Genomic DNA, 15663 nt, shown 5'->3' with positions numbered 1-15663 from the left:
GTGTAAGAGATAAGTCCTTTTTTCTGTTCAGATTAACTAAACTTTTTGCGTAGTCCCCAACTTTTGCACCTGATCCAAACTAACAAGTCACGAAACTTTAACCTCCTATAACAGTAAAAGGGAGCCTAAGCTCCCTGTTTACCTGAAGATTTCTCTTCTTCACCTTACTAACGATCTAACCTATTACCTCGTTTGGTAATAAAATTTTTTTAAAACAAACACTTAATTTTCTTTTTCTAGCAATTAAAGTTGACTGCTCAACTTATTTGTTTTTTGTATAACACCTTACGCTATAGTATATAGAAAAAAGCGTGCCAAAAAAACATTCACCGCTAAAAAAACAATAATCTACTATTTATCAAACAATTAGAAGTAAGATCGTTTTTTATTGTTCTTGGGATCACCCTAAAATCCACAACACAAAGTGGGTAGATATTCCCCAAATATTAGAATGGATACCCAATTGCTAAATTAAACATCAGATTGTCTTTCCTCCATTTTCCACTTCCAAAGTTAATATCCTTGACTACCCAACGTTCTCCTGGTTCGTTAAAAGGAACACGCAATGGAAAGGCAAAATCAAAACGCACCACTAAAAAAGTCACATCAAAGCGAAGCCCTGCTCCTGCTCCAAGTGCAATTTCCTTGTAAAAATCACCTGATATTTTACCTCCTGGTCTATCGGATACTTCATTGAGGTTCCAGATATTTCCTCCATCGAGAAACAAGGCTCCATGAATAATACTCACTAACTTTTTGCGATACTCAAAATTAAACTCAAATAATAAATCCCCAGATTGATCAGGAATAAACTTCGCGTCAAACGTATTGGGATTAAAGCTACCTGGTCCTAGTGTTCTCGCTCTAAATGCACGTAAACTATTGGATCCACCTACATAAAACTGCTTGGTATAAGGAAGGTTTTTTGAATTCCCATAGGCATATCCTATTCCCGCATGAATACGACTGACAAATTGCGCTGTTTTACTCAACTTTAAATAATGTCTAAAATCGTGTTCTGTCTTAAAATACTGACTAAAAGGAACTCCTAAAATTGCTTTTTCTTTGTCGTCATCTACCTTAGCCCCCATAAGCAACCCCGTAATGTTTCCCGAAAAATCTAAACCACCTCGATAATAGAAGGTGTGTTTTTTAAATTGATTCATCGTATTGGTGTACGTATAAGTATAGGTAGGACCAAAAATCAATTGCTTTTCAATAACCCGTTCCATCGAAGGATTACCTACAGCTGTTTCTTTATAGAGATCCGTAACATTTTGCGGTGAAACATAATTCACTTCTAAAGCATTGAACTGATGCTCTTTTCTCGCGTTTTCTTTCCATAAATATCCCCATGTTCCCTTTACCGAAATCAAGGAATACAATTGACTTCTCTCTAAATATTCTCCCCCTAAAGTTGCTCTTGTACGGGGAATATATCCACTAGAAGAGTGAAAATTACCTGGCGCAATTAAACGCGGCCAAGTTAAACTTGCTTCTAATCCTGCCTTGTACATATTATACCCCTTATTCTTAGACGACATCTGAAAATCCGCTCCTCCATAAGCAGAAACGGAGAACAATTCTGCCCCTTTGAATATGTTTTTATGACTCCAATTGACATTCAATTCCGCTCCGTTATAACTTGCGGAATTGGTTTTACCCAACAACTCTACACGAATAGATTTGGGATTATCTGGCGTCAAAAAATAATAAGCATCTAACTTATTATTCACCGAATCCACTAATTCAAATTGGTTTTTTACATATTTAAAAACACCTAAATTTACCAATCGATTCAGGGAGAGGTTGTGGTCATTTCGGTTGTAAATTTCCCCTTCTTCTAAATAAATCGTACGATCGTAGATACTTGGTTTAAACTTCTTTTTCGGGTCGATAACTTCAATTCCCTTATGCTCTTGCGCAGTTTCTATATCTCGTTTAACATTGGTTTCAGCAAGTGAATAGTCTGAGAATACGTATACCTTATTAATCGTATAAGCTTTCGTAGCCAATACAGGTGTGTCCTCTTTTACTTTGACAAATAGATTCACTTGATGATTTCCCACTGTACTATCCACTTGAACGAGTAAGTTATCTGGACTAAAATAGAAGTACCCTTTATTCTTCACATAATTATCAAAACGAACGCGTTCTTCTTTAATCTGTTCCAGATTATAAGGTCTATCTTTTTTGAGGCGTGTCCAGCGTACACCAGCATCGTATATTTCTTGTTGCAAAGGAGTTGAATCGTTCAAAAACGTCACTTCATTAATCGTAAACTGAGAACCTGGGCGAATTGAATACAGCGCTCCTTTTTTCTTTTCACTGATTTTTAGGGTATCGTACTCAACTTGAACATTGAAATACCCTTCATTTTCCATGCGATTCGTTAAAATAGCTTGATTGTGCTCCATATCCACTTGCTTAAACAGCACAGGTGGCTCACCAAGTGAGTTGCGAAACCATCGCCTTACTTTATTTGTTTTCGTTGGATTTCCTCCTAAATTATAAAAAAACAACTTCGGTCGAAACCCTGCAAAAGAGGCATTAGGCTCAGGACGCAAAAGAGCGGTAAGGGATTCTTCTAGTTGTTTTTTCTGTGCTTTACTCCCTTCACTTCCTTCAATGTCAACCACTCCTTTTGTATAAAGAGCTTCTCCATCTTCTATGTATTTTGTGGAACTACATGAGCTTATAAAGAGTCCTGCAATTCCTGTTAAAGTAAATAATAGAACGTTATTCTTCCTTTTTAGCCTCATCTCTTATTTGTTTTTTCAATTGTCTTTTGTCTTTTGAACGCTCAAATAGCTCTCTAAAATGCTCATAACTCATCGTAATAATGAAACCAACCCCTGTTTCAACAACTTGCCCTTGTAATGCCACTTCGTACTGGTTCTTGCGATAGACACGCAATAGATAACGACCGTCTTTTGACAGGGTATATTCTAACTCAATATCACCAGCGATATTCGTTGCTTGCTCGTTTTGTCTCTGATTGCCTTCAACCTCAAAACTACTTCCAACGGTAACTTTTAAACGATCAGAGAACAAGCGTTTCGAAACTGCAATATTCAAATCTGTCCTATTTTCTCTAGATCCTGAAGAAAAATCTTCTGTTGATTCTAAGTTAAAATTCAACTCTACCCCTTGAATCAAGTTACTAGCCAGATTGTTTAATTGATCTGACAACAATCGGTTTACACTTTGACGCGCCATAGTACCTGCACTTAAACCTCCCATGCTACTCTCGAAAGGATTGTCTCCAATAAAGTGATTTAATAAGAGAAGCGCAAAAACTTGTTTATTCAATTCAGATTCATTCGCTCGGATTTGTTCTAAACGCGATTTTGTATTGGAAATCACATCGCCTGAAGCACTAGTTACACCATCTTTTAAGCGAATGTCAAACGAAATTTCGGGTTTCAACAATTCGCCCTTCATCTTTAACAAGGCTTGAAAAGGCAATTGCTGCTTGTACATATTTTGCTGCGTTGGCGACAAAGCCGCTAACTGATTTTGCAACAAGTCAATGGGTGCTGTTTTCGTTTCATAGATCGCTGTTAGGTTTAGAATTGCATCTGTAGGGTCGCCCGCAAACGTAATTGAGCTTCCCTTCTCTACTAAGAATTTTCGCTTAATAAAATTAAATGACAAATCGTAAGCCCCTTCTGAGAATTCATAGCGCCCTGTTAGCGATACTTTTCCAGATGGATCAATTCCCCCAACAATATCGCCTTCTCCTTTGAGTGTGATTTTATCCCCACTACTCTTATCCATAATCATGGCAAATGTCGCTTCTTTATCTACGATAATAGACACAGAAACATCCATTCCCTTTAGTTTAGATTGATTAAAATCACTTTGATATTTCAAAAGCTCTGCTTGTCGCAAGCTTTCTTCATCTATAAATTCAACAATTCCCTCTCGATCTGCAATTGAAGGATCCTCCTGAGGCATGACCATGGTGAAATCTGTTTTCTTCCCAACACTTAGCTGTCCAGATACCTTCGGTGTATTTAAATCCCCTCTTATTTTAATATTAGAGTCAAAAATCAACGTCCCATAATACATATCATTATCCTTAGACGTAGAACTAATCGCTTTAAAATCAACAGCCTTAATATCTAAATTGAATTTAAAATCGGTATAGGTTTGCGTTAGAATTTGTCCGTCGATAACTAGTAAATTACCTTCGGAATCTGTAATACTAAAAGCATCTAATTCGATTCCCCTATTTGTAAAGGAAATTTTCTCATTAATATCTTTAAAATCCGCATTAATCGGATTCACGTGAAAACCAATATCATTAAAATCCAACGCGCCTAAAAGGGTTGGTTTGTCGTATTTCCCTCCAATGTTTAGATTCCCTGAAAGGTATCCTTGAGCCTCACTCAGATTACCCATACTGAAGTATTCTACGGCAGCCAATTGAAACTTATCCAAGGCTAGTTTGAGGTCCAAACTTTGTTCATCGACATCTGTTGTTCCAACTAATCGAATTTTATTTTCTTTTCCCTCTAAAACAATAGTAGCCGCATATTTACTAAGTGACTGATTAGCTACACCAATATGCAGATTCCCCAATCCTATTTCATACACTGCCAAATTCTCAATATCTATATCCGAGATAAATCTAAAATCAGAAGACAAATCTTTTAGGCGAATTTCTCCGTTAATCGTACCCGCTGCCAACAGTTTGTCTTTTTGGATCATCTTCGTAATGGTTTCAATACTAAAATTCTCAAAATTAATCGTCAGTGGACTATTCATTTTTTCTTCATCAGAGGCTAATCGGATTAGATTCTGTTGCTGGTTTAATTCAAAGTCTTTGGCAAAAATCCCCTTTTCATCGAATACGATTCTATTTTCAGGATGAACAGTCCAAGGGGTATAATCCAGTATAAACCCATTTTCTTTGATGCGCACTTGTTGTTGTTTGGCACCAGCGAGAACCTCAGCTCCAATCAGGTAGCATATTTTATCTTGCTTGTCCAGTAATTTAAAATTAACATCCATGACATTATTCTTGGCATAGCCATCTAACACCATGCGTCTAATTCCAAACGCCTCATTAGAAATACTTTGAATCGCTAATTTATAGTCTAGCGCTTCTCCCTTTGGTTTTACATCAAGAACAATAGCATCAATAGTAATATCACCATACTCTAACGCAGGTATTTCCCCTTGCAAGGTGAGGTAATTGTCCTTTTGTCGATATGTTCCACCAAAAACAATAGGTTTAATTTCCTTTAAATCGGGGAGTATTTTTTGAAAAATAGGATCATTCTTAATGCGTAATTGGTAGGTAAAATACTGTTGTTTTACAGGTTTATCCCCCCCTTCTTCTTTCTTTATTTCGACAACTTTTGAAGTTTCTGCCTCTGCCTCTTCTTCTATATGATAATACGTTTGCAATGTTTGCGTTAGCGCATCACTCAATTGAGTCAGCAGATAGTCTCCTTCTATATCAAAATCCACTACTTGGGAAGTCAAACTCATCTTGCGATACGCTTCTTTTGCTTGCGCAACAAATTGAATCGGTTGCAGTTTAAACGAGCGACTAGCCGCAGTAAAACTCAAGTCTTGAATCGTTGCTGTTCCAACCAAGCTATCTGGTAAAATATTAGCCATTGCAACTTCAATTCGCCCTTTAACAGAGGAAGGCTCCGGATTCAAACGCAATTGATACAGATCTATTTGCTTTAAATCAGCGAGTAATTGAAGGCTCAACGCTTGATCCGTCCAGGTACCTGAAGCTGATAGGTCAAAATCCAAATTGGGATCCGTATTTTGCGTTTCTAATTCATATTTTCCATTGGCTAAATGTCCATCAAGTTGTATATCCTTATAGGTATACCCCATGTATTCCGCTTGTGCTAATTTGATCCAAGCATTGGCTTGTGCTTGCGCAGGCTCGAAGCTCAGACCATCAATTTTAGCCTGTAAACTAAGACTACCTAGGGAGTCATTTTTAATCAATCGACCTATATTGAGTTGATCGACGGTTAGATTCGCCCTGTACTTTTCTTTGTTTTTTACCCGTTGATTAAACGCTCCATCAAAAACGATAGAACCTAAGCTCGTCTTTAAGTTAAAGGTACTGGCAATATCTTGTTGTGTTCCTTTTGCTTTTCCTGTAAAGCGAATCAAAGCTGGAATTTCAATATCTTGGGGCAATACATCAGAGGGTGCTAAAATTTGGATGTCTTTTGCTGTAGTTTGAAAATCTTTAATAGCGATATCAACATAGGCTTTTTCTACATCAGGTAAATTTCTAATCTTCCCTGCTGCATTTAAAAAAGTAGATCCCAACATATTGACATATAACTTCTCGATGTTCAAATCACTGACTAAACCTTTGGCACTTAATTCGATATCAATTTTCTGCTGACTAATCGAGGTTAATCCCTTGGTTTTAAAAACATCAGGCAGTAAGAGATAAGCGTCTTTTAATCCGAAATGAGAATCCGAAATTACCACATCAGTTGAAAGCTGTCCGAGTTCATCAGCCAACTGAGCTAAGCTATTATAGTTGAATACAGCGGTTGTATTAAATTTTGTATTTGGTGTTTCAATACTTAGGTTCTTCACAAATGAAGCTTGTTGACCGTATTGGAAGTAGGCTTTGATATTGGTAAGCGAAAATCCACTTTGCTCTTTAAATGAAAAATGCTTGAGATTACCATTCAGTCCAGCGTCTGTATATTGAAAATCTTTCAGACTAAAATTAAGATTTTCAACGGCTATATGATTGGTATCCAGCCCTTCTTTCACTTTCTTTTGATTGTCATCGTCATAGCGCACATTCAAGTCATTGATATCAAAATTGCGCAGGGCCAAACTCCATCCCAAACTGGTTTGTTCAGTTGACGGTAGCGAATCTGATTCTGAAACAGCTGTCTTTGCTGTACCTTCTGCAATTTGAGGACGAGGTAAAAAGCGAATTTCTGCTTTGGTTTTATTTAGCAAGATTTCTTGAACATCAACTTGTTGTTTTTCCAGGTTGAGTTTGTTTAGCGTCACACTAAACTGGTCTAATGACAGAAGCGCTTGGATATAGTCTTCCTCACTTTGATAGTTGACCTTGGTTTGTTTTAGTTCTACAACACCAATCGTTAAATCTAGTGGTGTTTCGGGTTCATCGGACGGTAAACGTGTTTCTTCTAAAGGAGGAAGGTGTTCTCCTTGTGGTTTTTCTTTGTGATACGTTAAATTAACGCCATCAACAGCTATCATGGGTAAAGCAAAACGCATTTGTTCGAGATCAAAATCTCTAAAGCGCGTAAGAAATTGATTCAATTTAAAATCAACCTGATGCCCGTCGTAAGCATCTTCAAATTTTAAAGCAACCCCACTTAAGTTAAGCTGTCCAACTGATATAACCATAGAAGAGGGAGTATCTTCCTTTTCTTCTTCTTCGGTGGCAAACGCCTCAATAATATAGTCGAAATTAAAGCGCTGTAGACTATCTCTTTTGACATGAGCTGTTAGTCCATCTAAATCAACAGCATTGATACTGAGTTTATTTTTTACTAAACCAAAAAGACCAATGTCTACTCCTAAATGTTTAACATAAACCAAGGTATCTTTTTCTTGGGATTCAAGGTAAAGCCCTTTTACTACAATTTCTTTGGGAAAAGAAATCGCAATTTTTTCTAATTGAACAGGAGTTCCTATCTTTTCCTCAACAAAAGATATGGCCTTGTCTTTTAAGGCATTTTGAACAGCGGGTATTTGTACTAATACAATTAAAAGTATCAGTAAAACAAGGATTGAAAACACAATCCAACCCACAATTTTACCTATTTTAATAAGTAATTTCTTCAATGTCTTTTAGTTTTATTCAAAAATAGCAAAAACCGCTCGTATTTAGAGGATAAATAACTAATTTTTCACAAATATTCTTGTATAGACCTCTTATCCTAAAGAAAAAAATAAAAGATAAAAAATTAGTTTTTCCCCTTCAATATTCCTTGTTTTTATCTAGTAGTTTATATCTTTTTTTTAACAAAAAGGATATAAATCTGATCCTTAGTCGTCTTTTTCATCCATATTTACGTATAGTTATTTTTCTATTTATCACTAAAAAACACCTTTTATCTCGTAAAAAATCACTTTAGGTTTCATGCTCAAACAGAAGCAAAACTTCTAGCGACGCTAGTAATCATCGAGGATTAAAACCTGTTTTTATTTTAAAAAATTACATTCATTTTCAAATAAAAGACAACAAACAATATATTTTAACGTTTTTAAGTTAAAAATAAAAATATTTTTCGTAATTTTACAGTAACAAAACAACACTTGTTATTTAATTCAAGCAAAGCCCCTTACAAAATTGATTGTCGTTCTTAAAAAGTAGCCGAAATGAAAAAATTATTTTTCAATCAACAAGGAATTGAGCAGAAACAACAAAACATGGCTCAGCTTCCCACTCAACAATTGCAAGAGGAGCTTTTAATTATGCTGTATGATACAAAAAATTGGGTTATTAGTAACTTCGTATTGTCCAAGCATCAATTAGAAAAATTAGAAAATGCCCCAGAGGCATTTTTGAGAAACTTCAGACTTACATCGATGAATATCGCATGTAATTAAGTTTAGTGCAATTTATCAATTGATACCGAAAAACAAAAACCAGCTGCTATCAGCTGGTTTTTTTGTTTAGATCTACTTGTGATTTTTAGCTAAATAAGTTCTGAAATAACCACATTCGTTAATCACTTCTTGGTAGTATTTTGTATCGCTGTACTGCGTTGCTAATTCTTGGAATCCCTTCCATTTTTTAAACATCGGATCATCCCAACCTGCTCCCCAATAGTACGTTTTGTTTTGATACTGGTTGGCATAGAATTCATTGCGCTCCGTCTTCGCTTCCATATACGCCATCTTTGCTTTTTGTTCTTTAGTTGTTGCTGCTTTTTTAGCTATAGCATAGTATTTCTTAGCCATATTCATATTGAGTAAATACTTGCGTTCCGCAGGAGAGATGAAATTTCCGTATTCATTAACCAAAGCATTGTAATAAAACACCCGTGCATTTCCGTAATAAGTCGCATTGTAAAAAGCATTTCCAACGAGCAAGGCATTGCTAAACACATCCTCACCTTTCGTTATCTTGTCTTGCATTTCTTTTACTTTCTCTAAAAAGCTCAGTTTAGTATACTTTACTGCTTGTTTAGCAACGTGATCACAGTCGTTACAATCTTGAATTTTACCGTTAAAAGGATTCCCCAATAAGATTGTATTTCGATACGTTTTCACATAAGGTTCGTCGTTATAGCTGTATGTTGTCGTTACAGGTTCTGCTTTTTTCATTTCTACAATAGCCTGATCTACTTTATCCTGATAAAACAAATTAATAGCTCTTCTCTCATAAATATCACTCAGGTTGTACTCATACCTATCCACCATCAACTGCTCAAAGGCTGTTTTCTTTTGTGTCAACAAAAATTTCTCCATCTTCACAGTATTGTCAACTTTGCCATAAAAGTCCAAATTTGAAAACACGATTTCACTCATCACGCTATTTCCTTGTTCTTTGTAAATAGCCGCCAGATATTGGCGTATCCAGTGAATCGCATATTCATATCGAAAAGGATCTTCGTAGTTGTGCTGTGGCATAATTTCTTTATAGATCCATTGCATATCCGTTAGGATTGCTTGCTCTGCCTTCGCATCCATCTTACTTAGTTGAGATACTTTATTGATCAATCCAAATAAGCGAATTTGATTATGGATTAACTCATTGCCTTTTGCTTCTTCTTTCGCTTTAGCAAATGCTGCTTCAGCTACTTCGTACTCTCCTTTAAAGATAGAGAGGTAACCGCTTGCTACTAACCACAAGGAAGGATTATTCACGTTTTGTGGTTGTGCAGCCATCTGATTCACCCAATCTAACCCCGGCTGATCAATTGCTTTCTTTAGACTCGTAAAATATTCTTTACTACTCGTAAATGACTCTTCCCTGTATTTAAGCACAGACGATTCTTGTTCGTTTACCCAACGCGTTAGCAGATAATTGGCATGCGGACTTTTACTATCTATTGCCACTACTTCTTTAAGTGCATCCATTGCATTGGTATAATACCCTTGCATTGCCCAAACAGCTGCTTGAACTTCACTAGAAGAAATAGAAGTTACCAATTGCCTTACACGCTCTGTTTCTACTGGCTTATAGTTGTATAGTGCCACTTGACGCAATGCTGGATTTGCATGAAATACTTCTGCATACAACACATTGGATTTGTCGTAATCCCCAGCTTGATAATAAGCACCCGCTACATAACTCAATCCTCGATAGTACAAGTTATTTTTGGGTTGCTTTGCTTGCGTTTGCTCAAAAAAAGGAATTGCACTCGCTCGATTTGTAGAATAGAATTTCGCTTTCATTACTTGAAACCACATTCTATTGGTAAAGAACACATCCTTACTCTTTAAGTTTTTGTATACTTTTTCTACTTTATCCGCTTGATTCTCTTCCATTAAATTGGCTACGTAGGACTCATAATCCCAATAGCTATAACTATCATTGGAATAGTTTTCAATTTCTTTAGCTTGGTATAAGAATGTAACAAAATTGCGAACGCGTTCGTCTTTTAAATTCCAAGAGGTTGCTTTTTTGCCTTTTAGGTTAGCGTAAAGCTGATCAATTTCTCCTGCGTATTCTTGACTAGACAAGAGGTATTTTTTAATTTCTTCTCGATCTAGTTTTCCTTGAAGATAAACCGACCATTCCTCAACGATATCATCATTAAACATAGCAGCGTTATCCATATAACCACCGTCGTAAAAGCGGTCATAAGGAGCAAAAAACAAAGGTTTATAAGACGCATCGGCAAAAGCTTCAGGAGTAAAGTTAGAAATGCTTGAATAACTCCACCATCCATCTGCACACCCGTACGAATAGATACCCGAACCTAAAAGGATAGATAAACTACCTACAACGTACCATTTCTTTAAAGATTTCTTGATCATAGTAATTGATATTTTTTGAATTTAAATCGTACAAAATTATTTCATTAGGACACTTTCCGCTTGCTCGATACAGCTCTTTTGTCATTTCTTTTAATTGATCAGCCTGGATACTTTCTACTTTTAGTATATCTCCTTTTTGAAAAACAAATCCAAAGCGCGTTGTTTCTTTTTGGACTACAAATTGATTGGGTGTAAACTGCTCAAAATCCTCTTGTTTTTTTAGATCTTCTACACGCAAACGACTAATCAAACGCACTACTTGGTCATTTCGGCTGTGTACTACCCATGCGTAAATCGGCAAGGCATAGTCCAAGTGAAGAGGGTAGTCCTTGAGTGCGCCCGTATACTTTTGTGCTATTTGTTGATCGTATATAGAGTTTAAAGAATCAGAAGCAATACGCCCCATATTGTAATACATCAATACCCCTCGATCGACCTGAGGGATTCCCGTTTTTGCAGCAAATTTCACTTGATGTAATCGAATAGTTGCCGATAGCTTCATTTCCGTTTCCTTGTGCAATTGATCAAGTAAAGCAAAGAAACGATCCTTGCTATCCAAAGTCCAATCACAGTCGATTTGAATTTCTTGGCTATCGATATTGTTGCGCTCATTAATTTGGAGTACAAAATCCACTAGTTGATTTGCCAACTCTTTTACATTGAGTTTTTCGTTGCGCACTACTTCATTTTTAATGTAGATAACAGGAACAACTTCGAGTAAAGGTACCTTTTCTTTAAAGATAATAGGAGTAATAGGAACGGCCATACCATTCTTTAAACCAATGTCAAAATACCGTACATAAAGTTTGCTAACCGCTAAGTTTTTTAAGGTTTCTCTTTCAACATCATCTAAGGCAAATGTCGTTTTCCAGTAGTAAAAGGAAAGCTTAGGGTTCTGATCAGAAGAAGTTCCTATACAAGATACGCCTAGCGCAACGAGTAGGAATAACATCATTTTTTTCATTGCATTTTTATATCCTACAACCTCATTAATCAGGTTGTATTTACCCCTCAAAAGTACAGCTTAGAATATATATAAAATCATCTTTTTTGTACTAATTTCATATTTTCAAAGATTTAACCCACAAAAAAGCCTAGAGGATCTTACTTCTCTAGGCCTTTATTTTTATTTCCTTTATTTTATTACTTTACTGTCTCATTAGTCAATTCAAATCCCCAGTTTTTTCCTTTTAAAACGGCAGGAACTCCCTTAACCATCCATACTGGTGCTTGCGCATCCTTAAGGTAATAATCAAAAAACTGTTGTTGACGAATTTGAATATCTTTTCTATTTTGACGTTTCATCAAATTGTGTTCATCTCCGTTATAGTTTAGCATCCAAACAGGCTTTTCCAATCTGCGCATAGCCATAAACATTTCGATACCTTGATACCATGGAACAGCACCGTCGTTGTCGTTGTGCATAATCACTAAAGGAGTGGTTATCGCTGGCACTTTAAACAGTGGTGAATTTTCAATGTATAACTCATACCCATCCCACAGCGTTTTACCAATTCTACTTTGTGTTTTTTCGTATTGAAATTGACGACTCATTCCAGTACCCCAGCGAATTCCTCCGTAAGCTGAAGTCATATTAGCAACAGGAGCACCCGCCCACGCTGCAGCATATCGATCAGTAACCGTAACTAAATACGTTACTTGATACCCGCCCCAACTTTGTCCTTGAATTCCAATTTTATCTGCGTCTACCCAGTCGTTTTGCTTTAAAAAGTCAACACCTGAGTTGATATACTCTTCTGCAGCTTTACCTGGAAAACCATCTGTATAACTAATATCCGGAGTAAACACCAAATAACCATTACTAACAAAATAAGGGATATTTAAACGAGAAGGCGTTGGCGCAGGTGCCTCATAGCGATTTAAATTATCCGATAATTTCTCATAAAAATACACGATCATCGGGTATTTTTTGGTTGCATCAAAATCTTCTGGTTTAAACAAAACACCTGTTGCCTCATATCCATTTGGCGTTGTCCAATGAACTAATTCATTAGTTCCCCAATTGTATTCTTCTTGTTGTGCGTTTAGTTTCGTCAAACGCTTCGCTTGATCTAAAGTTTCTCCAACATATAAATCGTTCGATTGCGTAAAATTACCTTTAGTAAAAGCATATACCGCAGCATCTTTAGCTTTGCTCAACGAAGAATATCCACTGTAGTTTTCCAGGAGAATCTTCGTTGGATCTGTTGCATTTTTGAACTGTACATAGAAATAACCCGCTTCTTTAGTTTCGGTATTAAATACCGTAGCAAGGATTGTTTCATTTCTATTGAATGATTTTTTCTCGTCGTCCAGTTGAAGTAAATCGAAAACGAGGTTGTTTTTACGTCCATATCCATTCGTAATCATACGAGGCGCTTTATTTCCCTTTAAATAAAACTCCCAAATATCATAGCGATCCCCAATTAAAACGGATTCATCGTTAGCTGTCCAACCTTTAATTCCGTACGAAGAAGGAAAATCAGGCATATCAAATTCTTCCTCTGCAAAAGAAACAGTAATTCCCTTATTTAGTTGTTTTACAGTTGCTGTTTTGACGTCATATGCATACCAATTTCCCTCCTCGCTATTGTAAAAAACAACGGCAGTTCCCTTTGGTGCAATAGTTGCTCTTCCTGGAAGATCTTTGATGATTTCTTTGCGTTTTCCCGTAGTCACATCAACAAGATAGTAGGAACTTACACCAGAAATATCCCATTGTCTTTCTACGCGTCTTCCATAATCTGACAGTTGAAAGACTAGATTAGCATTTCCTTCGTCAACTAAACTCGTATAATTGATTGTTTCATCCGCCAAGGCAATCATGTGATTTGTTTTCGTTAAATCGATAGTTGCTACATACGATTTTTTCAAATCTTTCTCTAAGTTGACCAATTGTTGAGGTTGTAAATAATCCTCTTTGTAATGCCAAATATCTACTATTGCATGATCATCTGCTACTAATGTAGTATCCTTCGGTATAGGTTTTGGCGCAATACCAAAGTACAAGCGCTTGCCATTTTTACTAAATTGAGGCGTGTAATTCTCAGAAACCACCCAGTCCACAGGCATTCCTTTTTTTGTATTTTCAACTAAGGCTGTAGCCGCATGGGGTAAAACAGCATGGTAAAGCGTGTAATTTTTAACCAACGCTTTTTCTTCATCTCCAGAATAAGCGAATGTAACTTGCTTCCCTTCTTTATCAAAGCTAAATTGAGAAAAACTCCCTTCTCCCTTAAACAAGGTCGTTGTCTTTCTCGTTTTTAGCTGCAAAGCAAATACACCATACGTTGTGTCAAGTTTTTGAGTTGTATCCTCTCCTTTTTTATCCTCTCCTTCTTTATCCTCTCCTTCTTTGTCCGTTTCCTTTTTCTTCGGTGTTGGGTTTTCGGTTACATAAACAAGGTAATTGCCCTTTTCATCTAGGAAATAGGACGTCACATTTTCGATGCGTTCTTCAGAAGTGGTTTCTAAATTGCGAACCACAAGAGTTAAAGGCTCATTCTTATCCTCTTTTTTGGGACCTTTCGCTTTTTTTGTTTGGGTGGTATCTGGCTCCTTCTCTAGCAAGTACACCAGGGTATTCCCTCCTTTTTCCGCTAATTTAAACGACTTTACGAGAGGAATCTTTACCTGTGCTTGTGTCTCTATATTAAAAATACCCAAGGAGTCTTTAGCTAATTCCTCCTCTTTTTTCTTTTTGTTTTTTACCGCTTTTATGTCGGTGTAAAAAGGTTTGATTGTATACACCAAATACTTAGAATCAACGGTAATAGATGGGTTTTCTCCTCGAGAAAAAGTTTGTTTGAACTCCTTTTGCAGTAAATCAATCACTAATTTCTTATCGCCTTCTTGTTGTACAACCTGATAGACGATTGCTTTTCCATCATTGGAAATTTTCTTTTGCCCAATACTCTCCCAGCTATCGTAAACACTGTGATCAAGGGGTTTCTTTTGTCCATATCCCAACGTTGAAGCTAGTAAAAAAAGACCTAAGCTAAGGGGATATAATCTATTCATATGAATCATTATACAAGTATAAATATTAATTATTGTGCATATTTTTTGGAAAGGTACAAGATATTTCTTTACAGAAGATATCGCAAGTCTATTAACAACATAAGAACGACACAACAAGCGTTATTTACTTCTACCTTGTTAATTTAACTTTTTTTACTACTATACTGTCATCTCCCTTAAACTTGATGCAAAAAAAAGGATAACAGCGCTCCTGTTATCCTTGATCGTATCTTTGTTTTTTTTACATTTACGACTGTAATTCTCGAATAAAATCCTCTACATCTGCATCGAAAGTCGTCTCTTGCATTAGTTCTAACGCTAAAGTTGTCATTTTTTTAAAGTGTACTTTGGTATAACTACGTCCAAAACTCAACTTACAGAAGTCGCCAATAATACCGAAAACACCGTTAATTTCTTCTGTAGTTACTTCTTTTTTATCTGCATAGCGTCCTCTCAGTAAGGCTGCACCAACAAAAGCACCTATTTTAACGACTAAATCTGTATTTAAGATTCCCTTCTTATCTGCTAAATACAATAATTCATCGAGGTTATGATGAACCAGTGTCTTTATATCCATAATCTTCGCTCTAAATTAAAAACACAAAGTTATAAAACAATTGACAAAATTCCTTGGAATAAAAAAAGCTTCTATTAAAAAATAGAAGC

At 36.3% G+C, this 15663-nt stretch carries 7 protein-coding genes; 1 reads left to right on the top strand and 6 read right to left on the bottom strand.

What is annotated here, in order from left to right; genetic code table 11:
- Positions 1-446: 446 nt before the first annotated feature.
- On the bottom strand, positions 447-2762 hold the full coding sequence (locus ACPDG9_RS13465; protein ID WP_430528239.1) for a BamA/TamA family outer membrane protein: 2316 nt from the start codon (positions 2760-2762) through the stop codon (positions 447-449).
- The gene (locus ACPDG9_RS13460) at positions 2740-7830 is read right to left on the bottom strand and encodes a translocation/assembly module TamB domain-containing protein (protein WP_430528238.1); all 5091 of its coding nucleotides are present in this window, start codon (positions 7828-7830) and stop codon (positions 2740-2742) included. The genes ACPDG9_RS13465 and ACPDG9_RS13460 overlap by 23 nt, the downstream gene beginning before the upstream one ends.
- A gap of 537 nt (positions 7831-8367) precedes the next feature.
- Here ACPDG9_RS13460 and ACPDG9_RS13455 point away from each other — a divergent pair.
- The gene (locus ACPDG9_RS13455; RefSeq protein ID WP_430528237.1) at positions 8368-8598 is read left to right on the top strand and encodes a hypothetical protein; all 231 of its coding nucleotides are present in this window, start codon (positions 8368-8370) and stop codon (positions 8596-8598) included.
- A 72-nt stretch (positions 8599-8670) separates the two neighbouring features.
- On the opposite strand, the gene ACPDG9_RS13450 is transcribed toward ACPDG9_RS13455, so the two are convergent.
- From ACPDG9_RS13450 to ACPDG9_RS13435, 4 genes are all read right to left on the bottom strand, one after another.
- A complete protein-coding gene (locus ACPDG9_RS13450) occupies positions 8671-10977 on the bottom strand; it encodes a tetratricopeptide repeat protein (protein ID WP_430528236.1) in 2307 nt (768 codons plus the stop codon).
- The gene (locus ACPDG9_RS13445; RefSeq protein WP_430528235.1) at positions 10937-11941 is read right to left on the bottom strand and encodes a hypothetical protein; all 1005 of its coding nucleotides are present in this window, start codon (positions 11939-11941) and stop codon (positions 10937-10939) included. Before ACPDG9_RS13445 ends, ACPDG9_RS13450 begins: the two co-directional genes overlap by 41 nt.
- Positions 11942-12120: 179 nt before the next feature.
- Entirely contained in the window at positions 12121-14997 is a 2877-nt protein-coding gene (locus ACPDG9_RS13440; protein WP_430528234.1) for an alpha/beta hydrolase family protein, read from the bottom strand.
- A 247-nt stretch (positions 14998-15244) separates the two neighbouring features.
- Positions 15245-15574 (bottom strand): hypothetical protein, encoded by a 330-nt coding sequence (locus tag ACPDG9_RS13435; RefSeq protein ID WP_430528233.1) that lies wholly within the window; start codon positions 15572-15574, stop codon positions 15245-15247.
- Positions 15575-15663: the final 89 nt, after the last annotated feature.

Source organism: Myroides sp. C6-3, assembly GCF_050522425.1.
Classification (GTDB): domain Bacteria; phylum Bacteroidota; class Bacteroidia; order Flavobacteriales; family Flavobacteriaceae; genus Flavobacterium.
The sequence above is the reverse complement of the archived record's forward strand: the minus strand, read 5'-3'. Positions and strand labels throughout refer to the sequence as shown.